This is a genomic window from Winslowiella sp. 2C04, from assembly GCF_050037805.1.
Lineage (GTDB): Bacteria > Pseudomonadota > Gammaproteobacteria > Enterobacterales > Enterobacteriaceae > Erwinia > Erwinia toletana_A.
The window spans coordinates 1,056,036-1,078,965 of sequence record NZ_CP188300.1; the positions used below are offsets into that span (position 1 = coordinate 1,056,036).

Consider the following 22,930-nt stretch of genomic DNA (forward strand, 5'->3'; position numbering starts at 1 on the left):
TATGCCATTAATTGAGATAGAGAATGAAGTGTTATCAGGTCTGAATGCCTTTCCTCTTAGTTTCACTACGGAAGAACGGCTCTCGGATAACCCGGCTTATAAACTGGAGTTTCAGGCTGCGGATGCGGATATTAATCTGATCGGTTTATTAGGGGAAGTCATCAAGGTAAAAATTGAATTACCGGATTCTGCCGGTTACCGAACCTTTTTTACCTATGTGGTGGCGGGAAATGATGAAGGACAGCGACAAAATCAATTTATTTATCGCCTTGAACTGAGTACCTGGCTGTGGTTTTTACAGCAAAACCGTAACTGCCGGATTTTCCAGAATCTGAGCATTATCGATATTATTGAGCAGGTATTCTCGCGCTATAACTTTGCTGACTACCGGTTCGATATTGTCAGCAGCTATCCCTCGCGTGAGTATTGCGTACAGTTTGAAGAGACAGACTTCGCGTTTGTTAATCGTCTGATGGAGGATGAGGGAGTCTGGTACTACTTCGAACATCACGACGATAAACACACTTTAGTTATTACCGACCAGCAGCAGTTTCCGGCACTGGAAGCGCCGTATGCCGAACTTACTTTCCTGCCGGATAGTGAAGAGATGCGGGCGATTCGTGAGGGCGTTCAGCGCATTCAGCGCTCACAGCGTATCCACTCCAGTGAGGTGGTACTGCGCGATTTTGATTTCCGTAATCCGCGCAATACATTGCAAACGCATATAGAAGAAAGCCGCCAGTATCTGCAAGACGTGCCGCTGGAATGGTACGACTATGCGGCGGGATACACCGACACGCAACATGGTGAAGATATTGCCCGTTTACGCCTTGAGGCTATTCAGAGCCATGGGCAAATGTTGTCGGGTGAAAGTAATGCCACAGGATTGTCAGCGGGTCGCTCTTTCTCTTTGGTACTGCATCCTGACAGTAATCGTAATCGTGGATTTAAGCTGATCGGCTGTGACTACAGTTTTGTCCAGGACGGGCCGGACAGCGACAGCCAGGGGCGGAATATTGTTTGTCGGTTTAAAGCCTTAAACGATGACATTATTTTCCGTCCGCAATGTGTGACGCCGCATCCACAGGTTTCAGGTTTGCAAAGCGCGACGGTGGTGGGAGCAAAAGAGTCAGAAGTGCATACCGACAAGTTTGGCCGTATTCGCGTGCACTTTCACTGGGATCGCTATAAAACCACCGAAGATGACAGTTCCTGCTGGATCCGCGTAGTGCAGGCATGGGCCGGGAAAGGCTGGGGCGTGCTGGCGATGCCGCGCGTCGGCCAGGAGGTATTGATCAGCTACGTCGATGGCGATCTGGATCGCCCGATGGTGACCGGGATCGTTTATAACGGTGAAAATCCACCGCCTTATCGCTTACCGGAGAATATTAACTATTCGGGATTTGTCTCCCGATCCCTGCGCTTTGGCCAGCCACAGCATGCCAGTCAGCTCACTTTTGATGACAATCGTGGTAATGAACGCATCATGCTGCACGCTGAGCGTGACCTGCAAAACACCATTGAACGCAACAGTTCCACGGCGGTAGGGCAGGATAGTTATGCCACGGTAGAACGCACCGCTACCGAGTGGATCAGTAACCATGTCTCTTATAAAGACGTCAGTTTTTCGGTCACCGGCATGGATGTTTCTGCCAAAGGACTGGGGATCTCCAGTACCGGGGCCAGCCTGTCTCTAACCGGCATGTCCGTCAGTGCGACCGGCGTGAGTGTGAGTGGCACGTTGCTGAGTACCTCATTTACCGGCGTTGGCTGCTCCTTTACCGGCGTGAGTACTTCTTTTACCGGTGCCAGCACCAGCGCAACCGGAGTCAGCAGCAGTATGACCGGATGCAGCTCTTCCTTTACCGGCACCAGTAATGGCATCACCGGCAGCAGTCATAGTATTACCGGCTTAAGTTCCAGTATCACCGGCCAGAGTATGAGTCAGACGGGATCCAGCCATAGCATTACCGGCAACAGCCAGTCCTTTACCGGCAGCAGTGTTGGCTTCACCGGAAGCAGTACCAGCACCACCGGCGTGAGTCATAGCACCACCGGCAGCAGTACCAGCATGACCGGGAGCAGCATCAGCACCACCGGAAGTTCTGTCAGCATGACCGGCAGCAGCCTCAGCACGACGGTGAGCAGCATCTCCACCACCGGCAGTTCGGTTTCTGCTACCGGCAGCAGCATAAGCACCACCGGCAGCAGTATCAGCACCACCGGCAGCAGCATCAGCACCACCGCCAGCAGTATCAGCAACACCGGCTTTTCCCTCTCGTATACCGGCGTTGGCTATTCGCAAACCGGCGTTGACCTTAAAACCGTCGGTATGCAGAGCAAAAACTGATAAGGAGTCGTGATGCGCATTATTCGTCCACAGCAGCTGGTGGTGCTGAAAAACTGTTATCAGATAGGCTATGAAAGTCATATGGGGATCAGCGTGGTAGCCGGATGCTACCTGTCTAAACCTGAGCATCTGGTAACTGAACCACAAATCTGGCAGGCATGGAAATCAGCCCCGCTTTCGCTGCAAATGCTCGACAGTGCTGAACCAAAGCCGTTTGCCGAGTTTTTACTGGCAGGCCATGCCGGTATTGGCGAAGAAGTGACATCGCTGTATCCCGAGGTAGACGTCGGGGCGATTAACCGGCGCTGGTGTATTGAAGGGGAAGGCAGCAAAACAGGGCTGGGTATCAAACCCTTCCTGCGTATTCCGATGGATCATACCCAGAGCTGGGGAGGAAAAGGCTGCAAAGAAAATCCTTTGGGCCGCGGTTATGACGACGATCGTAAACCGACAGTTATGGCGATCGGGGCGGATGGTGCTGCGACGGTTCGTTCGCCGCTGGCGGCCCCGACTCCGGTTCCTTACGGTTTTCAGTTACGCAAGGCACATCTGGATGCCGTCGCCTCTGGTATGACAGACCCTAAATATCTGGAGACCTTTTTCCCGGGCTTGCCACCGAATATTAACCGTCGTTATTTTCAGATGGCACCCCCTGAACAATGGCTGAAAAAAGCCGAGTGGCCAGACAATGTGCCTTTCAGACTGACGGGATTCCGCCCACAGGATGCGGTTATCTCAGGGGTATTTCCGTCCGTCCGTGCCAGAGCTTTCATCTGGAATAAAAACGCACAGTCGCCAAGTGAATTAACATTACAGCGTAAAACGCTGTGGCTGCTACCGGATAATGACATTGGCCTGATGGTGTTTACCGGTAGCCTGCCACTGACGCATCTTTTTGATGAGCCGGTTGAGACCCTGTTGGTCGGCATGGATCACGCCGACGAGTTGCGTAGCCCGGAGTATTACCAGCAAATCTATAAGAAACGCAGTGTGACCGACGCTCCAACATTTGAATTTCTTAAAGATACTGAGTTAATGCCAACCGGTATGCCATTAAATGTTATTCGGGATTTGGCCGATCATCCTGATTCATTACGCTATAACGCCACAGCTATGCCTGAAATCGATGTCGAATCTTTTTATCAGGATATCCAGAAAGCTATTGAGGCACAGGAACGGCAGGAAGCGGAAGGGCAGGATACGTTGCGTAATCTGAAGATCCCATCTTCCGATTCGGATGAGCTGGCGACCCAGTGGTTAGCCAGCGGCGAAGAGACGGCTACCAATATTTTGTTTTCAGCCAGCGCTCTGTCCGGCATGAGGCTGGACAATAAACATTTTCGGCATTGCACCTTTAATAACAGCCATTTCGATAACGCCACACTGAATAACTGCACGTTTGAACATTGCCAATTTATTCAGGGTGATTTTGCCGATTCATGCTGGAATACCGTCTCTTTTACCGACTGTTTATTCAGGCAAACGGAGTGGCAGAAGGCCCATTTTAACCATTGCAAATGGGAAAAAATCACCTTTGAACACGTCAGGTTTCAGCAAAGCCACTTTATCGGCAATTCTTTCGATAATTGTTTGATTAACAGCAGTGATTTTGGCCTTGGGCAGTTTGAACACAGTACCTTACAGAGCTGTTTCCTGTCTGAATCGCAGTGTCAGCAGACCGTATTTAACCAGAGCAACATCCTGTCGTGCGTATTTGATGAGTGTAACGTATCGCGAGCGCGTTTCACGGAGAGCACTATCGAGAAAACGTCGATTATCACCAGCCAGTGGGCCTCTGTGCGCTTTAGCCACTGTTATTTCAACAGTGTAACCACCGGGTTAAATACCGATCTTTCTGATACGCATTTTGAGCATTGCAGCATGAATAAAATGGGTTTTCTCAGCGCTAATTTGCACTCCAGTACCTTTAGCTATTGTTCGATGCTGGAGAGCTGCTGCGACAAAGCCAATTTATCGCAGGCGACGCTGATCGCCTGTGATATGGCCGCGGTGCGCCTGAAAGACGCCCAACTGACGCACAGTCACTGGCAGAGCACCAGTCTGCAACAGAGCTTGCTATACAACGCAGATCTGCGCGACGCCAGTTTCCTGCGTTGTAACCTGGCTGGTGCCAATTTGGCGATGATTAATCAAAATCTGACCACGTGCTTTGAACATTGCCTGACGGAAAAGACGCACTGGATACCGCGTCGTTATCACGCTTCAGCATAGACGTCGCTTTAAAAGGAAAATGGAATGATACCTTACGATGGCACGATGCTGCCTCCTGATGGACCGCGTCAGATAGTGGGTCAGCAATTTACCCAGCGTGAATTACAGACGTTAATATTGTCTGATGTTCACTTTATACAATGTACCTTTACGGATATTACCCTGACGGATATCGAGCTGTGCAATATTCATTTTGAGCATTGCCATTTTACCCGCCTGCGTCTGAATCGTGGCAGGGCAGAAAACAGCACGTTTCGTTATTGTCAGTTCGATGATATTTCAATAGAGGACGTTGCAGTCATCAATGCGTTATTTATTGAGCTTCGGTGGCAGGGTGGGTATTTCAGCAACTGCTTAATTGAACGCTGGGTATTAACGCTCTGTCAGCTTGATGATGTTCAGTTAGACAATATTCAGCTGCATTACTGGACGGTACAAGATACGCCAATAAACAGCCTGACGATAAGCAACAGTAAAATGCAGGATGCCAACATACATGGATGTGTTATTCAGCAGTCAGTATGGAAAGAGTGCGAACTTATCCGTCAGGTGATGAGCAGCTGTATTTTAAAAGCGTGTGAGTATCAGCTGACCGGCTGCGATATTTTGGTCTGGAGCCAGTGCCAACTGGAACAGGTTGATTTCCGTAATCAGCCGCTGGCAAACAGTAATTTTCATAAAACCCAGCTGACACAGTGCTGGTTTAATAAAGCCAACCTTACGGCAGCGCTGTTCGATGAAGCGCAGATCAGCGCTTGCGATTTAAGTCAGGCACAACTGGCCGCGGCACGGTTTGCCGACGCCAGATTGACTGACTGCAATCTTCAGGCGGCCCAATTGCCAAAAGCCTGTTTATTACGGGTAAACCTGACGCGCTGCAATCTGACGCAAACCAATCTGGCGCAGGCGGATATGCGCAGTTGCATGCTGAACGCTTCGTCATTACAGGCCAGTCAACTCAGTAAAACACGACTTCACGGCGCACAAATACCGCTGCTGGACGCGACTTTGCAAATGCCAGATCCGTTACTGAGCCAGATTGATAACTGGTACAGCCTGCATAAGCCAGGCCCAAAAGACACCTCCCAATTTCCCTCTGTCCCTTCAGGAGCCAGCCGTTATGTCTGAATTAGCCACTTTACTGAAATTCCAACGCGATTTAACTGACCATCCCGCCTGTTCAGCGAATAAAGCCGTAGCGCGGAGAACCGATCGGCCGCAAGTAATCACTGCTGAGGTTCGCAATACGGATAACGGCAGTGTGTTACTGCATGGGTATGAAACATTGCCGGTAGCTCAAGCCGCCAGTTGCCTGGTAATGCCTGAAACCGGCGATTGGGTCAGTGCGATTATTGAACAGCAGCAGGTTTACATCACCGCCATCTTATTACGCGCGGCTCCTGACTCGCCACTGGTAATCAACAGTGGTGAGATGCCTTTGCACTTTATTACCCCCGCGCTGGAAATTCATAGCCCGGAAAAAGTTGAGATCCATACCAGACATTTTTCATTAATGGCACGCACTTCGTTGTGGGTGGCGAAAACCCTGCACCAGGTTGCTGACTCGCTATTTGTCAGAGCGAAGCAGGCGAGTAAAGAGGTGGAGAATACCGACACGACTCATGCCCGCCACATTAATCAACAGGCCGATCAGAGCTTAATTATTAATAGCCGGATTGGATCATTAAATGCCTCCGCGGTTCTTAAAATCGATGGCGGACAGGTTCATATGGGGTAATCACGATGACAGCAGCTAATACCCGAGCAGGTGGCAACAGTTTTACCGGTTGTGACCCAATGGTGCCGATCTCTGCACCGAATATTGCGCCAAACGCCAATGGTATACCGAATGTGAGCAATTACTTTTGTTGCGGAGGTAATGAACAAAATCTCAACACTATTCGTCCGTCCACCATTGATAGCGGGGGATTTACCGGAGCCGCTTCCGGAACGCATTCGGCCAAGATGGACCCGATGCAAGGTTCAGGTAAGTACTTTATTCAGGGAAGCCCGGCAACCCGTCTGGGAGACATGAGTATGACCAACAACAACAACGCGTCATCGACGCAAATTGCCCCCAGTCAGACGAAGTATTTTATCAATGCCTAGTTTATTCAGATTAATTCCCGGGCTGGTGCTGGTGGGAAGCACACTGCTAAGTGGCTGCAGCTGGTTTTCTTCAGCGCCGGAAATACCGCCACAGCAACGCCGGATTGAGCTGCGGATTGTTACTGATCCCTGGATCAATCCGGGTGCCAGCGGACAAGCACAGCCGTTGAAATTATGCATCGTTGAACTGAACAGCGAAGGGTGGTCACCTCCGGGTTTATATCAGGGCACGCTGTGCAGCGGTATTAATACCAGCGCCGAGGTGGTCAGCGTAACGGAATATATGCTTGCCCCAGCAGAGGAACGTCGATATTTCCGCGAGATTCCTTATGAACAAGATCGCTGGTGGGCAATTGCTGCTGAGTTTCAGGACATGAATAACGGCAAAGGGCTGTTAACGTTCAAGTCTGCTGCTCGTCACAATTTAAGCCAGGTCATTTCCGTTGAGGGTAAGAACCTGTCATTAAAAGCCACAACTGAGACAAAAGTTTTAGAGGACTAGTAATATGCTGCCAAAACAACGTGTTGCATGGGTTGAAGGAATGCTCATGGAGCCTCAGCATTTTCAACAACAGGAACGTTATTTAGAACATCTCACTGAAATGCGTGCGCGAAGCCTCAGTGCGCTGGCGTGGGGATTCCACACATTAGGTATTAATCAGGGCTTACTCGATCAGGGAAAAATTGCGCTGAATTACGCGGGCGGTATTTTTCCAGACGGCACACCTTTTAATATGGGCGAGAATGAAGCATTACCCTTGCCATTTGATCCCGGTGAAAACTGTCAGGGGAGTATCGTATGCCTCTCGATCCTGATGGATATTCCCGGCAATACCTATATTGATTTAACACAAAGCCGCCACGGTAGCCGTTTTATTGCTCTGGATGCGGAAGTGAAAGATCGTAATCACGGCATTGCAGCAGAAGGAACGCCGTCAATTGCCACGCTTCAGCTGGGACAATTGCAGTCCAGGCTCAATTTGCGCGGCAGTATCAGTGATGCAGAGTCGATGCTGCCCATCGCGTATATTAAAGAACGCACCCGTGACGGACGCTTAATTCTGGATGACAATTTTTTGCCGCCGATGTTGGATTTTCGCGCTATCGGCTGGTTGGAAAATGCGGTAACCGAGTTATTGGGTCTAATCGTTCAACGACTTGAGGCGGTTTATCGTCCTGATGTGCTGCTGTCAATCGGCGGGTTGTCCGAGCTACTGGAGCTGTTATTACTGCAAACACTCAGCGAGTATAATCTTAAACTCTCGCATATTCTGATGCAAAAACAGGTGCATCCTGAACAGTTATTTCAATTGTTACTGGGGCTGCTTGGGCAACTGAGCACCATCCCCGGTGGAGACAAACCCTGGGCCAGGCAAGATTTGGTCTATGCGCATCATGAACCGCATAAGGGATATTTTGCGCTGTTTGCGGCTTTACGCCGCGCGCTGTCACTGGTGATTGAAGCTCCGGCGGTCGCCTTGCCGTTTGTTGAACGCGGCGACAATATTTACCTGTGCCAGAACGATGCACAACTGCGTCTGGAAAAACTGATTTTTACCGTCAGCTCCAAATTGCCTGCCGAAACTATCCGCTCGTATTTCCCAACCCAAAGCAAACTTGGCCCGGTGGAGAAAATTGTCCAGCTGATCGATTTGCAGTTACCGGGAGCGAGGATGATCCCCATGTCCTCACCACCAAGATATATCCCTTATTACCCGAACAGTGTCTATTTCGAAGTGGATCATACCGATCCTATGTATAAGGAAATGATGTCGGGTTCGGCTATCGCACTCAGTATTGTGGGAGATTTCCCTGAACTGCATTTTGAAGTTTGGGGTCTGCGGCAAGGAAGACTCGGATGAAAGATTTCGAACGCCAGATTCTCGAAGCCATTTCCACCGCCCGGAATGGTGCCAGACAAGCGGAACAGTCATTAACCGATCCAATGTGGCAGGCCAAAAGTGCAGTGGCCTCTTTGGGCGGTATGATGGTAAAAGGAAGCCGCCAGCCTGATGCATCCTCAGCAGAGCAGCAGGATAAGGCAGTGGTTGATACTCTGGCGACTCCGGCCAATGAGCATGCACTCGCGACAAATCAGCCGCTACCGCTTACGCATGACACCAATACGCCGCGAATAACGCCATCCCGGGGGCTCTATGAGCGCCCGGGCTTACTGCAAGGGCTTTGGGATAATACTTACATTGCAGCAGCGATGCCGTTATTACTGTTGGTGGAGAATATTCGCCGCTGGCCGAGCCGTGTTGCCGCTGAAGTCAGGCCGCCGATCGTCCGGGAATTACAATTCTTCCAGCAGAGCCTGCAAAAGAAGAATTGCCCGCAGGAGGATGTCGGTCATCTCTCTTATCTGCTTTGTACCTATATAGATGGCATTTTCAATGGGCTTCAGACGGCAGAATCCTACAACCAAAGTTTGTTGGTCGAATTTCACCGTGATGCCTGGGGGGGTGAGAACTGCTTCGAGCATTTACGCGTTTATATGAACTCCCCGAAAGAGTACCGGGAAGTGCTGGAATTCTATGATTTGATTATGTGCCTGGGTTTTGAAGGTAAATATCAAATGTTAGAACATGGGTCGGTATTGCTGATGGATTTACGCAACCGGCTCCATACGCAACTTTATGGTCAGGAGTTCACCCAGTCTTTGGCTATCGTGCAGACCATTCAGGGTTCAGCACGCCGCCAATATATTAAAGCGCGAAAAATCTTTATTTATGGCTTCGCATGCTGTTTATGTGCTTATGGAATTACCGCCTGGTATTTACATCAGCAATCTCAGCAAATTCGCAGCAATATTTTGACCTGGGTTCTGCCTGAACCACGGAAAATAAACATCATGGAAACCTTGCCGAATCCTTTATCTAATATTCTCAATGAAGGTTGGCTCGAGGTGCGCAAGGATCCACGCGGATGGCTACTTATCTTTACTTCCGATGGAGCGTTTCGCACCGGAGAAGCGACTCTTTCCGAAGAGTTTATCAAAAAACAAAATATTGAGCGTCTTGGCAAAGCACTGGCTCCGTGGCCGGGTGATATGGAAGTGATTGGGCATACGGATAACAAACCGTTTCGCAGTACATCTGGCAACAATAATCTTAAGCTTTCCGCCGCCAGAGCCGCCGTGGTAGCTGAAAAGCTACGGGAATCCACGCAGCTTAACGAAACCCATCAGCGTGAAATCAGTGCAATTGGCCGCGGTGAAAGTGAGCCTCTGGCAGACAACGCCACGGAAGAAGGCCGCCGTCGTAACCGCCGTGTCGATATCTTATGGAAGATTGGTCAGCGTGATGCCAATCAGGCTATGCAGCAATATCTGGAATCGCCTCGTACCGAATCTCAGGGAACAGATACTCAACAATAGGAATTGTTATGATACGCAGAATGCTGATTTTATTTATTGCGCTGTTATTGTGCTATGCCGTGTGGTGGATAGGTCCGCTGATCGCCATTGGCCCTTATTTTCCGCTGGGAAGTGCCTGGGTTCGCCAGGTTATTATTGTGCTGGTGTTATGCTGGGCACTATGGCCTTTTGTCGCCATCTTCTTTGGTTGGATTTTTCGTTATGCCCGCGCACCGCTACCCCGGCGCAAGAAAAAAACGGTTCAGCTTGATCGTGTTTCTGCCCGTTTTCATGATGCGATGTTAACGCTGAAACAGGCGTATTTATCGCATTATAAAACCCGCTGGCAGCGTTGGCGGCAACAGCGTAAAAGGCAATATATCGATGCTAAACCGTGGTTTTTGGTAATGGGGCCACAGGGCTGCGGTAAAACCTCGATTATTTATGAGAGCGGTGAAAAATTTCTGATGTCAGAACAGTATGGTCTGGCGCAGACCACTGATATCGGTCCCACTCAGGACTGCAATTGGTGGCTGACCGATCGTGCAGTTTATATTGATACGGCGGGCGAGTGGATTTTACTGCATGGACAGAGTGAGGAGGCGGGTAACGCCCGGCATAAACTGTTTTCGATGATCCGTAAGCATCGCCACTATCCGGGAATTGACGGAATTATTCTTTGCCTTGATGTTGATGTATTACTGCAGGCGTCACTGACGGAACGTAAGTCACTGGCTGATACATTGCGTCTGCGGGTGATGGAAGTGGCCTCAACCTTTCAGGCTGATATTGCCGTATATCTGTTGCTTAATAATATCGATAAATTGCCTGGTGGCGAAACTTTTCTCTGCCTGATGAGTGACGATCTGCTGGCTGAAGGACTGGGTATTAGCATGTCCTTTAATGAGCAGGGGGCGAATAATTTTTCAGCTGACGCGCAGCGTTACCGGGATTTCCTGTCAGGCATCAGCCGCTATGTGCTGGAAATCATGCATGACTCGCTCAATATGGAAATGCGCCATCAATTATTACTGTTCACCGAAAGCCTTGGGGCAATTCAAAAACCCCTGTTTGGTCTACTGGAACAAATATTCCCGGCAACGCCAGTGGGCTATAGCGGTTGTCTGCGGCAATGCTGGTTAGGCAGCACCCAGAATCTCACTTCCTGGGAGGCGATGTATTACCCGTCATCAACCAATATTGTTGAAGACCGGCCTGCGGGGCAGATGTATTTTCCGGCGCTGAGCCAGGCGATTAGCGAACGGGGAGTGTTACACGGCAGCGGGCCGATGCCTTTGCGTAACCGACTGCTGGCGACAGGCAAATATGTTGGTGTGACGCTGGCGCTCGGAATTATACTGCTGCTACTGGCGGGGCGTTACTTCTGGGAATATGACTATATTGGCTACGCCACCGCCCGCTTTGAGGAAACGCGGCGCATCGTGCGCGATATTCCACTGACTAATCAGGTGAATGATAATTTAGTCGCCGCCTACGAGCAGTTGGGATATATCAACACCCACTATCTGGAGAGCTCTCCGCCATTATTAACCCCTTATTTCGAACATCGCTTACTTAATCAGGCAATGTTCGACACTTATCATCGTCATCTGAATAAAGTGTTCTGGCCGGCGGTCGAGAATTACGTGGCGAATGAGCTCAAAAAAGATACTCAGTCTTTTGATGTCGATAGCTATGACACGTTAAAAATCTACCTGATGCTTGGCCAGCCTGACAATCGTTCAACGAAGGCTTTGGTGCAATGGTTTATGGCGCGTTGGGAAAATTTTGCTCCGCAAGGTTATACCCCGGACGACCGAAAACTGTTCAGTTACCATCTGAGTCAGTTGTTCAATGGCTCATCCACAGCGGCGCCTGCCGCTAAACTGAATAATGAATTAATTCGCGAGTCGCGTATTAAGGCGATGAAAACGCCAATACATATTCGGGTGATCCATCGCATTGAAGATGCGCCGCTGCCCCCACGGATTGAAAATATCAGCCTGGCAGATGCCGCCGGTTCCAGTGTTACGCTGATGCTCAGGCGTAAAAGCCCGAAGACCGTGACAGATATGGCGATCCCGGCGTTTTACACGCGTGCCAGTTACTATGACGTGGTGAATTCACAACTTCAGGCCGCATCAGAAGCGATGATTGATGAGGAGAAGTGGGTGCTGAGCGACGGTAAATCATCGGTCAGTAAAGTCAGCCTACTCGCAGCGGCACAAAAATTATCCGACGAAGCCCGTAAGTATTATCTGACGGAATATGCCAACCACTGGGATGCTTTCCTGCAGGATATTCGGGTGCGCCCGATCAACGGACTGGATGATGCCGCATTATTAGCCCGGCAGTTCTCCGATCCTTCGTCTCCTTTAGCCAATCTGGTGCGGTTCGCCTCACGTGAAACCACCCTGAGTATTGATAGCTCAACCAAAGGAGGAATGTCCTCTGGCTGGTTTGATACTCAACGCAATAAGCTCACCAATGCACGCCGCAGCATTATTGACGAAATATCGGGTGAGCGTTCACGTTTTCGTTTGACGCCGGAAAAGGCCGTAGAAGATCGCTTTGAGATGTTACGACGGCTGGGTGTTGCTCTGGAAAGCACCTCGACCAGTAATTCCGATCCGCTGGCTAAAACCTTTGAGCAAATTTATAACCAGCTGATCACGCTTTCAACTTCACTACGAGCGGGGCAGATTCTGCCGCAAAGCAATGATTTCAATCGGTTGCAAATCGATATGGCCCGTCAGCCAGAGCCGATACGCAGCGTGATGCGGGATCTGCTTGAGGTCGGTCAGTCACAAAGCTTGCAGCAAAGTAAGGCCAATCTCAGTAAAGGTGTGGCTTCAATCGCATCCGATTTATGTAACACCACAGTTAACGGTCGCTATCCGTTTAATCGCCGGTCGACTGAAGAAATCGGCATTGGCGATTTCAGTCGAATGTTTGGCCGTACCGGTGCGATGCAAAGTTTCTTTGATCAGAATCTGGCGCCTTATGTCGATATCAATGGCAGCCGCTGGAAGGTGAAATCCAACAGTAACGGCGTGGTAACGGAAAAAACGCTGCGGGCGTTTGAGAACGCAGCCCGAATCCGTGACACCTTTTTTGATGCTGGCGACAGAATGGCGATGTCGATGATTATACGACCCGTTTCACTGACGCCCTCAATTCTGGAGGCCGTGCTTGATGTTGATGGTCAGATACTGACTTACAGCCACGGTGCCAGTCAGCCAATGCGGGTTGAATGGCCGGGTCCGAAGGGCGGGGTCTACATCCGTCTGACGTTTAAAACCCGCGATGGCAATGTGGAAACGGTCAGTTTCAATGGTCCGTGGGCTATTTTCCGCATGTATGACGCCAGTAACGCAGTGCCACTGGGGCCAAATAGCCGCGAACTGACGATGGCAATGAATAATGTCAGCGGTTTTTTCAACCTTGAACTGAGTTCCACCATGAAAGATTACCCGCTGTGGTCAAAAGCATTGACCCAGTTCTCATGCCCTAAAAATCTCTAACTGCAAAATAAGGAAATACCGATGCTTGATCCTAAAAATATGCAAAATGTATTGAAATCAGCAGCTGAGCTTGGTCAGCAATCTCAATCTGATTTGCAAAAACCCTTTGTGAAGGGCATGCAAAATATGGAAATGTCAGGGGCTGATGCGGCACGCACCATTATGCAATCCGTTAATCAATCTTGTCAGACCATGATGAGTGATATGAATAAGGTATTAGCCGGCGTGCAGGATAATGTCGATGCGCATCAAAAAATGCAAAGTGAAGAACGTCCGAAGGATTTTGAGACCGCAATGAATGACCTGCGTAATACGCTCTCCAATGGTTTTCCGGAAGAGATGAAAAGTATGTTTGATAAACTGCCAAAAATTTAAGGTAATATCTTAAATTAGCCGGTTGATAATAAATCACCATGCTATTTCGCTAAGTGTCAGTGAAGTGGTGAATAATAGCATCTGGCGCTGTTGGTGTTAAAAGAGCGGAGAGTGTCGTCAGATATTCTCCGCTCTTTTTCGCTCCACCACGGATAATAAGATTACTGTGGTGCTCGTACCGAAAAGCAAACAGATCGTTATTGCGGGCGGCTGATAAAACCGAGGTCAGCTTTAACTGATTACTACCGGGCTGGCGATGGGTTCATCGTCAGAAAAGATAACGCGTACCGACAGTAAATTCGCTGGAGGCCAGGCGAGCTTTCATTTGCTCGTCCTTCAGGCCGCGCACGTTGCCAAAGGTATTGTAGCCACTTTCAACTTTTCCCATGTCGATATAGCGATAGCCCACATCAATGCTCAGACGCTCCAGCGGCGAGTAGCTGACGCCTGCACCCAGTGACCAGGCAAGATTATTCTGGGTGCTGGATGCATATTCGCGTGAAGTGTTGCCCTGCCAGCCGTCGGCTTTAACCTTCGCAATCCCCAATCCAGCCGTGCCGAACAGTGATACGCCATAGCCGAGATCATAGTCGCGATAGACGTTCATCATCAGTCGTTCGGTTTTCAGCTTCAGGTGGTTGTAGCTGCTCGGGAAAGCGGTGGAGCCGCTGGTAAATTCGCTTTTCTGGCGGAAAGTATACTCGCCTTCAGTGCGCCAGCCGTTGCCGTACTGATAACCCGCCGCCAGTGAGGCACCGCTCCGGCGATCTTTTTCCTTGCCGTCAACAAACTGTCCGACACCCGGACGGCTGCTGGTATCCTGATCGCTGGCACGTTGTTCGCTATACAGGTATTTGGCCGAGCCGTAATAACCTTCATCGCTGTTTGCTGCCAGTGCATGGCCAGCACTCAGAATAAGAGGAAACGCCATCAGTCCTGATAAATATTTCATTGTTAATGCTCCTTATTGTGTTATCCGGCATTCAATTCGTTTTCAATGCTCTTCAGCGCTTCCGGCGCGCGTGCCTGGCGCAGATGGCCGCCGGCCAGCGGCAGGGCGTTTATAAGGATACGCTTCATCGCCTGGCTCCCTTTGTTCGTCATGGGCCAATACTATGAAACGCTTAACAGAAGGGGAATTAACGCGAACACCTAACTTTCCAGGTGTTTTTACTTAGTCTGTTTGGCAACATCACCATAAACTTTCAGCAGCCTGGGCAGCGAGTTGACTTCAAGCTTGCTGAAAATATTGGCGCGATGCGCCTCCACGGTTCGCGGGGAGAGCGAGCACTGCAGGGCTATTTCCTTGCTGGAATAGCCCTGCACGATCTGCCCGAACATCTCTTTTTCACGGGCGGTCAGGGTCGAAAGTTTTTGCTGTAATGGCAACAGCCGCCGCTGCTCTTCCTGGCGTATTTTCTGCTGCGCCATCGCGGCGCCGACGACCTCAAACAGCAGGTCGGCATCGATGGGTTTGGTCAGAAACTCCCAGGCTCCGTTTTTAAACGCGCGGCGGCACAAATCAATATTTCCATGCCCGGTCATAATGATCACCGGCAGGGTAAGCCCCTGTTGGATCCATTCGTCCAGCAGGGTTAACCCGGTTTTTCCCGGCATGCGGATATCCAGCAGCATGCAGCCTGCCAGCTCGCAAAGGTTTCCGGCCTGCTGCTGAAAGGCGTGGGCGCTGTCAAAAGTATGGGTCTGCCAGCCGACGGTTGACAGCAGCAGGCTGAGGGAGTCACGGATTGCCGCATCATCATCAATAAGCCAGATACGCTGTTTCATTACTTCTCCTCGTCAGGCAGAGGGAACCAAAGTCTGAAGCAGGCACCACGCCCTGCAATATTACTTGCCTCAATGGTGCCGTTAAGACGCTGCACCAGAGTGTCGGTCAGCGCCATTCCCAGGCCGACGCCTTCGGCACGGGTGGTAAAAAACGGGATAAAGACATGCTTCAGCGCCTCTGGCGATAGCCCCGGGCCACCGTCGGTTAGTTTCAGCACGATACCGCGCTTTTCCTCGCGGATTTCAAGGTGGATCCAGCTCGAACCTGGCGCATTCCCGGCCTGCGCCTGAATCGCATTGCTGGCAATATTATGCAGGATTTGCTCAATCCACAGCGGTGGCGCCATTAGCGGCGGCAAACCGTCGCTGAAATGGCTGCTTACGCGCACTTTTCCCGCCTGCAATTCGTTATCCAGCAGTTGGCAAACCCGAAGCCACAGCGCCTGCAGTTCAATTGGCTGATAGTCGGCGCGTTCACTGCTTAGCTTCTGCCGAAACTGACCAAGCAGAGCATCAATGCGCTTTATTTGCGCCACCGACGCGTCCAGCAGGCTGGCAACCTGATCCGATTTGTGCTGTTTGAGCAGGCGTACCGCCGCCTGGCTATAGCTCATGATGGCGGTCAGGGGTTGGTTAAGCTCGTGCATCATCCCTGCCGCCAGCTCGCCCATGGTATTCAGCCGGGTGAGTTCGGTGTAGCGGGCGCGCAGAGCGGCAATATCCCGGCGACGTTTATTCGCCTGATACTGAGCCAGCAGATAAAGCGCCAGCGCCCAGAACAGCGCCGGAGAAACCATCAGCCACCACGGCAGCTTTGCCCACTCCGGGTTGTCGCCCGCCGAAACAATAAACGGCTGAGTCGGACTGGCGACGATTTTATCCCAGCGCCACCAGCTTGTGACGCTGGCAAGACCCCTTTCGTAGAGCGTGGTTGAATCCCGGGTGATGGCGAGATAGGTAAAGGTCTTTTTCTCTGCGAGGGTGTCGAGCAGAACGTTTAAATCAATTAACAGCGAGAGGTTAGGGCGGTTTAGCCAGTAGCGGCCGTTGCCTTCAGGAACAATCAACTGACGGGGCTCAGGCGTATCGTGCCGCCGCCACTCCACGATCTGCGGCAGAATATGCTGCACTTCGGTGGCGTTTTGGCTGGCGGGCAGTAGCGGGATGATGGCGTCATGTTGAGAGAGTTTCACCGTTATTTCGCGATAAAGTATGCGAAAGTCAGCGGACTTTTCTTCGTACTGCTGTTGTAAATACCAGGCACCCATTGCCGCGCAGCTAAGCAGCGTTAGCAGTAGCCAGCTGACTATCCTCAACATGCAAAGTCCTTTTCATCCTGCCGGGAAAAAACAGGGCATCAGTATGGAGTAAGTTTCAGGCAAAAAAAAGCGGACGCTTAGGCGTCCGTTTCAGGTGGTAAAGAAATCTCGCAACAGTGAAAGCTTCACAGGCGATTAATAATCAGATAAAAATAATAAATTCAATATATTAAAAATAAAACGACGACCGCTGGCTGAGTCTGACTGGCGCTTTCCGGTTCATTTTGCCGATACCCGTTGTTATCAATTTCGCTTCCGACAAAAATAAAAACCTGTCTTAAGACCTCAATATATTCCTGTAAAATCAGGCGAGAGAAAGCCAGTTATGCTCACTGGGTTGAGGCATTTGCGACTGGCGTTGCAGAATGGCTGTGTCGTGACGCTCTGATAACCGTAACAATTTCTTTAGCTGCCTCTTTTAACGTATTATGTTTGGTCGTGTAGTGTTTATTTTCTTCTGCCTCAAAATCCAGAACTTTCAATGATTTCTTGGTTTGATGCGCGTCAGGAATAAAATCACTCTTCTTCTCAAGGCGCGTGATGCCTGAAACGATGATCTCTCTAAACTTACCATCTGAAAAAAACGCAAAGTTTTCAATTTTTTTAGTCCAGGATTCTATTAAATTATCTGACTGAACTCTGGTGTTTATTAAGGCATGACTCTCATTTTTAAAATCATTGGTGTCGCTCCCTAAGTAAGCCAAAATAATTGCACACGAAAATGAAAAGACGAGTAAAAATTTCATTGGTTTTCTGATGACACACAGGCAAGCGTAATAATCTAATCACGCAGAGGATGTAATTAACTTAAGATTCAGCAATCGACCCGGCGTGATCGCCTAACGCCAGGCCGATGACATCATTCTGAAGCCGGATGAGTTATGACATCTGCACTCAAGGTTGGCATCTGATAAAAAACTATTTGATGTCGTTGATCCATTGCTTGAGTTTGCTTTCCGGGTTTTCTTTGCAAATTTTTATCAGCAGCGGCACCGACGTTGTGCCCACTTCATGCCAGTCAACATAATCCCCGCCTTTAAAATCCGTATCCTTGTTGATCACCCAGAATGCGACCGGCATCATTGCCTTTGGATTCATATCCACAAACTCTTTGCAGGTCATATTTTCTGGAATGTTTTCATTAAGCGTCTCCGCGCTGGCGATATTAACCGAAGCAGAGAGTGCAGCGATGGCAATAAGTGATTTTACTAACGTTTTCATAGTGTTTTCCTGGGTTTTAGATCGCGATTCGTGGTTGATGATGCAGAGTTACAGCTGAACATCAGATGTTTTTTTTTTCAGATGCTCAATTTTATTGCTCAGGGTAAAGTAAATACACGCGCTAAATATCATCTCCAGCCCAATAAATACTGAGACCAGAATATAGGTTGTGTCTTGATTCGCGCTCATCCAAAGGAACGCAATGATCAGATCAAGGATCCCGATGAACATGCACCAGTAACGTCCAACCATATGGGCGCTTTTAATCGCCGCAGATAAGCGGCTGACACCGGCAAGGATAAATAAAAAGCAGATAAAGATAGAGAGAATATTCATCCCCAGCATCGGACTGAGGAACACGCCCATCCCCATAACCGCGTAGATGACCCCGAAAATAATTAAGGAAAGTGTTGCGCCCTTGCCAATTTTTTTAAAATTATAAGCACAGACTAGCGAATAAATGCCGCAAAAGGTCAGCAGAACACCGGTCAGGTAGCTCAGAACCATCCCGGCATAGATCGGAAAGAATAAACATAAAATGCCGCATACAGAAAGCATCAGTGCAAGGCTGAATGCGCTTCTTTTGTAATTTGCCAAAACCCGATGGTTTAGCTTACTTATGAGGTTTCTATCAATGAGTAGCATTATCTTACCTTAAATGTATCGGTTGAATTTGGTTGCGAAATAATTATGATGGAAAGGATATTCTGTTCTGTTAACGCTGTATATCGGATAAACGGGTGAGGGTTATCATCTCATTCTTACAGCTGTCATCCTGGTCGTTCAAATCTATATCCGCCCTCCCATGCCAATACATTTCCTTGTCGATTAATATGCTCGCATCTTCACTGAGTCTTCAAACCAAATTAATTTAAAGGAAAGTAATTATGAAACGTTTTGCACTCGCAACAGCTTTTGCTGCAATGGTAGCTGCGGCTCCGGTAATGGCAGCAACCGCAACCTCCGATACTTCTGATGCAACCCCGCATGTTACTGCACAGCAGGTTAAAGCCGCTGACCAAATTGCTGTGCAGGGCCTGAACGCCCTGCGAGATGTCCAGTTTGCCCGTATGGCGTTGTTCCAGGGAAACCCGCAAAAAGCAGAAGCGCTGACGAATCACGCTGCTACCTTATTAGCAAATGACAGCCTGGACTGGTCAAAATTCTTCCGCTCGGACAAGAAAGCCAATTTAAACGATGACAACTATGTCGCCGTTGATGCCGCGATGGGTATTTCTGAAGATTATGTCGTTTCGCCAGAAAAACAGGAAGCCATCAAGCGTGCCAATAGCAAACTGGAAAAAGGCGATAAAAAAGGTGCCGTTGAGGAGCTGCGTCTGGCCGGTATTGGCGTGATGGAAAATGTTTACTTAATGCCACTGAAACAAACGCGTAATGCGGTAGCGCAGGCGCAGAAGCTGATGGGCGAGCATAAATATTATGAAGCCAACCTGGCGCTGAAAGGCGCTGAAGACGGCGTGATCATGGACAGCACCGCGCTTTTCGCAAATTGATCACTCATCCATTTGGCTGAACGTATTAGCGAGCAGCTGAAATAACCCTATTGATATCACAAGGCCATATGCATAAACGGCATATGGCGTTGTAGAGTCACATTTATTGATAAAAGGTACTGCAATGTCTACTCCACTTCAGGGCATTAAAATTCTCGATTTTACCGGTGTTCAGTCCGGTCCTTCCTGCACCCAGATGCTGGCATGGTTTGGTGCTGACGTAATTAAAATTGAACGTCCGGGCGTTGGGGATGTAACTCGTCACCAGCTGCGCGATATTCCAGATATTGATGCATTGTATTTTACCATGCTGAACAGCAATAAACGTTCGATTGAGTTAAATACCAAAACGGCCGAAGGCAAAGAGGTGATGGAAAAACTCATTCGTGAAGCCGATGTTCTGGTGGAAAACTTTCACCCGGGCGCCATCGATCATATGGGCTTTACCTGGGAACGCATTCAGGAAATTAATCCGCGACTGATTTTCGGCTCGATTAAAGGTTTTAATGAGTGTTCACCTTATGTGAACGTGAAGGCCTATGAAAACGTCGCCCAGGCTGCCGGTGGCGCAGCATCCACTACCGGTTTCTGGGACGGCCCACCGCTGGTCAGTGCCGCTGCGTTAGGCGACAGCAACACCGGGATGCATCTGCTGATTGGCCTGCTTGCGGCGCTGCTGCACAGGGAAAAAACCGGCCGCGGCCAGCGTGTGACAATGTCGATGCAGGATGCGGTGCTCAACCTGTGCCGCGTAAAACTGCGCGATCAGCAGCGCCTGGAAAAAGTCGGTTATCTGGAAGAGTATCCACAATATCCTAACGGCACCTTTGGTGACGCAGTACCGCGCGGCGGCAATGCTGGCGGCGGCGGTCAGCCAGGCTGGATCCTGAAATGCAAAGGATGGGAAACCGATCCTAATGCCTATATCTATTTCACTATTCAGGAACAGAACTGGGAAAATACCTGTAAAGCCATCGGCAAGCCTGAATGGATTGAAGACAGCGCTTACAACACGGCAAAAGCGCGTCAGCCTCATATTTTCGATATTTTTGCCGTGATCGAAAAATACACCCTGACCATGGATAAGCATGAAGCGGTGGCATATCTCACCACCTTTGATATTCCTTGCGCGCCGGTGCTGAGCATGAAAGAGATCGCCCACGATCCTTCCCTAAGAGAGAGCGATAGCATTGTTGAAGTTGAACAACCTCTGCGTGGTAAATATCTGACTGTCGGTTGCCCGATGAAATTTTCAGGCTTCACCCCTGAAATTAAATCTGCCCCTCTGCTGGGTGAACATACCGTAGAGATTCTGAAAGAGCTGAACTATAGCGAAGAAGAAATTACAGCGCTGAAACAGAATAACGCGATCTGATCTCAGAGGAGCCTTTGGCTCCTCGTACTTATTTAATATTGAGGCAACTGATTATGTCGGATGAACAAGCACTGACAGATGGTATGCACATCATCGTCGAAGCACTGAAACAAAATAATATTGAGTGTATTTATGGCGTCGCAGGTATTCCTGTTACCGATATGGCGCGACATGCTCAGGCGGAAGGGATTCGCTTTATCGGTTTTCGTCATGAACAATCGGCCGGCTATGCCGCAGCGATTCGTGGATTTATCACGCAAATTCCTGGCGTTTGCCTGACTGTTTCCGCTCCCGGTTTTATGAACGGGCTGACTGCACTCGCGAATGCGACGGTGAACGGTTTTCCGATGATCCTGATCAGCGGATCCAGCGATCGCGCCAAAGTAGATCTTCAACAGGGCGATTATGAAGAGCTGGACCAGATGAATGCAGCGAAGCCCTATGCGAAAGCGGCGTATCGGGTGAACCGACCTGAAGATCTGGGTATTGCGCTGGCTCGCGCCATTCGGGTAGCGGCATCAGGTCGTCCGGGCGGTGTTTATCTTGATTTAACCGCCGATGTGCTGGCTGCCACCATGCTGGAAACCGAAGCGGCGAAAACCATTGTTAAAGTTGAACATCCTGCATTGAAACAGTTGCCAGACGCTGAGTCGATTGAGAGCGCGATGGCGCTGCTGGCGAAAGCTGAACGCCCGTTGATCATTTTGGGCAAAGGGGCCGCTTATTCTCAGGCCGACAAAAAGATCCGCGACTTTATTGAAAGTACCCACATTCCTTATCTGCCAATGTCGATGGCGAAAGGCCTGCTGGAAGATACCCACCCGCTTTCTGCCGCGGCCGCGCGCTCGTTTGCGCTGAAGAATGCCGATGTTGTCATGCTGGTCGGCGCTCGCCTCAACTGGCTGCTGGGACACGGCAAAAAAGGTTGGGCTGAGGATGTTCAGTTTATTCAGCTGGATATTGAGCCACAGGAAATTGACAGCAATCGCCCGATCGCTGCACCGGTAGTGGGGGATATTGATTCAGGCATGACGTTGATGCTGGATGCACTGGCAACACGCCCTGTCACGGCTCCGCTGATGTGGCGCGATATGCTTGAACTTCATAAGCAGAAAAATATCGACAAAATGCAGCTGAAGTTAACCACCACAACGTCACCGCTTAACTACTTCAATGCGCTGCGAGTGATTCGCGATGTACTGACGGAATATCATGATATTTACCTCGTTAATGAAGGGGCAAATACCCTCGATAACGCGCGCAATATTATCGATATGTACAAACCTCGTCGTCGTCTGGATTGCGGCACCTGGGGAGTCATGGGCATTGGAATGGGATATGCCATCGGCGCGGCGACCACCGCCGATCTGCCGGTCGTGACTATTCAGGGCGATAGCGCGTTTGGCTTCAGCGGCATGGAGATTGAAACTGTCTGTCGCTATAACCTGCCCGTCACGGTGATTATCTTCAACAACGGCGGCATTTATCGCGGCGACGGCGAGGATCTCAGCGGTAAAGGCGACCCTTCGCCGACGGATCTGTTACACCACGCGCGCTATGACAAGTTGATGGATGCCTTTGGCGGTATTGGCTATCACGCCACTACTGAAGATGATATTCGCCAGGCCCTGGTTGCCAGTATTCAGGCGAGAAAGCCGTCAATCATTAATGTGGTCATCGATCCTGCCGCCGGTACGGAAAGTGGACATATCACCCAGCTTAATCCTAAGCAAATCGCTAAAAATTGATGCTGCAAACTGCAACC

Annotated in this window: 19 protein-coding genes; 13 read left to right on the forward strand and 6 right to left on the reverse strand. The window is 49.8% G+C overall.

What is annotated here, in order from left to right; genetic code table 11:
- The first annotated feature begins 1 nt into the window (after position 1).
- Genes vgrG through ACP3TC_RS04505 form a run of 10 tightly spaced genes read left to right on the forward strand, consistent with a single transcriptional unit; the run spans position 2 to position 13,948 of the window.
- The gene (gene vgrG / locus ACP3TC_RS04460; RefSeq protein WP_426817594.1) at positions 2–2,350 is read left to right on the forward strand and encodes a type VI secretion system tip protein VgrG; all 2,349 of its coding nucleotides are present in this window, start codon (positions 2–4) and stop codon (positions 2,348–2,350) included.
- Positions 2,351–2,362: 12 nt separating this feature from the next.
- Positions 2,363–4,582, forward strand: coding sequence for a DUF2169 family type VI secretion system accessory protein (locus ACP3TC_RS04465; RefSeq protein WP_313853298.1), 2,220 nt, complete (start codon positions 2,363–2,365; stop codon positions 4,580–4,582).
- A gap of 24 nt (positions 4,583–4,606) precedes the next feature.
- On the forward strand, positions 4,607–5,710 hold the full coding sequence (locus tag ACP3TC_RS04470) for a pentapeptide repeat-containing protein (RefSeq protein WP_426817595.1): 1,104 nt from the start codon (positions 4,607–4,609) through the stop codon (positions 5,708–5,710).
- Positions 5,703–6,320: a DUF3540 domain-containing protein gene (locus ACP3TC_RS04475; protein WP_426817596.1), complete on the forward strand. Its 618-nt coding sequence runs from the start codon at positions 5,703–5,705 to the stop codon at positions 6,318–6,320. The genes ACP3TC_RS04470 and ACP3TC_RS04475 overlap by 8 nt, the downstream gene beginning before the upstream one ends.
- Positions 6,321–6,325: 5 nt before the next feature.
- Positions 6,326–6,691 (forward strand): PAAR-like domain-containing protein, encoded by a 366-nt coding sequence (locus ACP3TC_RS04480; RefSeq protein WP_313853291.1) that lies wholly within the window; start codon positions 6,326–6,328, stop codon positions 6,689–6,691.
- Positions 6,684–7,193 carry a type VI secretion lipoprotein TssJ gene (locus tag ACP3TC_RS04485; RefSeq protein WP_426817597.1) on the forward strand — a complete coding sequence of 170 codons (510 nt, stop codon included), beginning with the start codon at positions 6,684–6,686 and terminating at the stop codon, positions 7,191–7,193. The genes ACP3TC_RS04480 and ACP3TC_RS04485 overlap by 8 nt, the downstream gene beginning before the upstream one ends.
- A 4-nt stretch (positions 7,194–7,197) precedes the next feature.
- Positions 7,198–8,553: a type VI secretion system baseplate subunit TssK gene (gene tssK / locus ACP3TC_RS04490; RefSeq protein ID WP_313853288.1), complete on the forward strand. Its 1,356-nt coding sequence runs from the start codon at positions 7,198–7,200 to the stop codon at positions 8,551–8,553.
- A complete protein-coding gene (icmH, locus tag ACP3TC_RS04495) occupies positions 8,550–10,070 on the forward strand; it encodes a type IVB secretion system protein IcmH/DotU (protein ID WP_313853287.1) in 1,521 nt (506 codons plus the stop codon). The genes tssK and icmH overlap by 4 nt, the downstream gene beginning before the upstream one ends.
- An 8-nt stretch (positions 10,071–10,078) precedes the next feature.
- A complete protein-coding gene (tssM, locus tag ACP3TC_RS04500; RefSeq protein ID WP_426817598.1) occupies positions 10,079–13,573 on the forward strand; it encodes a type VI secretion system membrane subunit TssM in 3,495 nt (1,164 codons plus the stop codon).
- A 21-nt stretch (positions 13,574–13,594) separates the two neighbouring features.
- On the forward strand, positions 13,595–13,948 hold the full coding sequence (locus ACP3TC_RS04505) for a DUF6277 family protein (protein ID WP_313853283.1): 354 nt from the start codon (positions 13,595–13,597) through the stop codon (positions 13,946–13,948).
- Positions 13,949–14,216: 268 nt separating this feature from the next.
- Here ACP3TC_RS04505 and ACP3TC_RS04510 read toward each other — a convergent pair whose 3' ends face one another.
- The 6 genes from ACP3TC_RS04510 to ACP3TC_RS04535 all read right to left on the reverse strand — a co-directional run bounded on the left by ACP3TC_RS04510 (position 14,217) and on the right by ACP3TC_RS04535 (position 18,921).
- Complete coding sequence (locus ACP3TC_RS04510; protein ID WP_426817599.1) at positions 14,217–14,900, reverse strand: outer membrane protein; 684 nt, start codon at positions 14,898–14,900, stop codon at positions 14,217–14,219.
- A gap of 218 nt (positions 14,901–15,118) precedes the next feature.
- Complete coding sequence (locus ACP3TC_RS04515) at positions 15,119–15,736, reverse strand: response regulator transcription factor (protein ID WP_426817600.1); 618 nt, start codon at positions 15,734–15,736, stop codon at positions 15,119–15,121.
- Entirely contained in the window at positions 15,736–17,055 is a 1,320-nt protein-coding gene (locus tag ACP3TC_RS04520; protein WP_426817601.1) for a sensor histidine kinase, read from the reverse strand. Before ACP3TC_RS04520 ends, ACP3TC_RS04515 begins: the two co-directional genes overlap by 1 nt.
- Positions 17,056–17,384: 329 nt before the next feature.
- Entirely contained in the window at positions 17,385–17,801 is a 417-nt protein-coding gene (locus ACP3TC_RS04525) for a hypothetical protein (RefSeq protein ID WP_426817602.1), read from the reverse strand.
- A 172-nt stretch (positions 17,802–17,973) separates the two neighbouring features.
- Positions 17,974–18,276, reverse strand: a complete 303-nt coding sequence (gene hdeB, locus ACP3TC_RS04530) for an acid-activated periplasmic chaperone HdeB (RefSeq protein ID WP_313853272.1) — start codon at positions 18,274–18,276, stop codon at positions 17,974–17,976.
- 48 nt (positions 18,277–18,324) lie between these two features.
- On the reverse strand, positions 18,325–18,921 hold the full coding sequence (locus tag ACP3TC_RS04535; RefSeq protein ID WP_426817603.1) for a DUF308 domain-containing protein: 597 nt from the start codon (positions 18,919–18,921) through the stop codon (positions 18,325–18,327).
- A gap of 242 nt (positions 18,922–19,163) precedes the next feature.
- Here ACP3TC_RS04535 and ACP3TC_RS04540 point away from each other — a divergent pair, with 242 nt between their 5' ends.
- The 3 genes from ACP3TC_RS04540 to oxc all read left to right on the forward strand — a co-directional run bounded on the left by ACP3TC_RS04540 (position 19,164) and on the right by oxc (position 22,913).
- Positions 19,164–19,790, forward strand: coding sequence for a YfdX family protein (locus tag ACP3TC_RS04540; protein ID WP_426817604.1), 627 nt, complete (start codon positions 19,164–19,166; stop codon positions 19,788–19,790).
- Between the two features lie 124 nt (positions 19,791–19,914).
- Complete coding sequence (frc, locus tag ACP3TC_RS04545) at positions 19,915–21,165, forward strand: formyl-CoA transferase (protein ID WP_313853269.1); 1,251 nt, start codon at positions 19,915–19,917, stop codon at positions 21,163–21,165.
- A 53-nt stretch (positions 21,166–21,218) separates the two neighbouring features.
- Positions 21,219–22,913: an oxalyl-CoA decarboxylase gene (oxc, locus tag ACP3TC_RS04550; protein ID WP_313853267.1), complete on the forward strand. Its 1,695-nt coding sequence runs from the start codon at positions 21,219–21,221 to the stop codon at positions 22,911–22,913.
- The last annotated feature ends 17 nt before the right edge of the window (positions 22,914–22,930 follow it).

What these genes read in the sequence shown, in the direction of transcription:
- tssK (WP_313853288.1), top strand. Translation starts at nt 7,198, where the DNA reads ATGCTGCCAAAACAACGTGTTGCATGGGTTGAAGGAATGCTCATGGAG.
- ACP3TC_RS04480 (WP_313853291.1), top strand. Translation starts at nt 6,326, where the DNA reads ATGACAGCAGCTAATACCCGAGCAGGTGGCAACAGTTTTACCGGTTGT.
- ACP3TC_RS04535 (WP_426817603.1), bottom strand. Translation starts at nt 18,921, where the DNA reads ATGCTACTCATTGATAGAAACCTCATAAGTAAGCTAAACCATCGGGTT.
- ACP3TC_RS04510 (WP_426817599.1), bottom strand. Translation starts at nt 14,900, where the DNA reads ATGAAATATTTATCAGGACTGATGGCGTTTCCTCTTATTCTGAGTGCT.
- oxc (WP_313853267.1), top strand. Translation starts at nt 21,219, where the DNA reads ATGTCGGATGAACAAGCACTGACAGATGGTATGCACATCATCGTCGAA.
- ACP3TC_RS04475 (WP_426817596.1), top strand. Translation starts at nt 5,703, where the DNA reads ATGTCTGAATTAGCCACTTTACTGAAATTCCAACGCGATTTAACTGAC.
- tssM (WP_426817598.1), top strand. Translation starts at nt 10,079, where the DNA reads ATGATACGCAGAATGCTGATTTTATTTATTGCGCTGTTATTGTGCTAT.
- ACP3TC_RS04470 (WP_426817595.1), top strand. Translation starts at nt 4,607, where the DNA reads ATGATACCTTACGATGGCACGATGCTGCCTCCTGATGGACCGCGTCAG.
- ACP3TC_RS04505 (WP_313853283.1), top strand. Translation starts at nt 13,595, where the DNA reads ATGCTTGATCCTAAAAATATGCAAAATGTATTGAAATCAGCAGCTGAG.
- ACP3TC_RS04465 (WP_313853298.1), top strand. Translation starts at nt 2,363, where the DNA reads ATGCGCATTATTCGTCCACAGCAGCTGGTGGTGCTGAAAAACTGTTAT.
- icmH (WP_313853287.1), top strand. Translation starts at nt 8,550, where the DNA reads ATGAAAGATTTCGAACGCCAGATTCTCGAAGCCATTTCCACCGCCCGG.
- frc (WP_313853269.1), top strand. Translation starts at nt 19,915, where the DNA reads ATGTCTACTCCACTTCAGGGCATTAAAATTCTCGATTTTACCGGTGTT.
- ACP3TC_RS04540 (WP_426817604.1), top strand. Translation starts at nt 19,164, where the DNA reads ATGAAACGTTTTGCACTCGCAACAGCTTTTGCTGCAATGGTAGCTGCG.
- vgrG (WP_426817594.1), top strand. Translation starts at nt 2, where the DNA reads ATGCCATTAATTGAGATAGAGAATGAAGTGTTATCAGGTCTGAATGCC.
- ACP3TC_RS04520 (WP_426817601.1), bottom strand. Translation starts at nt 17,055, where the DNA reads ATGTTGAGGATAGTCAGCTGGCTACTGCTAACGCTGCTTAGCTGCGCG.
- hdeB (WP_313853272.1), bottom strand. Translation starts at nt 18,276, where the DNA reads ATGAAAACGTTAGTAAAATCACTTATTGCCATCGCTGCACTCTCTGCT.
- ACP3TC_RS04525 (WP_426817602.1), bottom strand. Translation starts at nt 17,801, where the DNA reads ATGAAATTTTTACTCGTCTTTTCATTTTCGTGTGCAATTATTTTGGCT.
- ACP3TC_RS04515 (WP_426817600.1), bottom strand. Translation starts at nt 15,736, where the DNA reads ATGAAACAGCGTATCTGGCTTATTGATGATGATGCGGCAATCCGTGAC.
- ACP3TC_RS04485 (WP_426817597.1), top strand. Translation starts at nt 6,684, where the DNA reads ATGCCTAGTTTATTCAGATTAATTCCCGGGCTGGTGCTGGTGGGAAGC.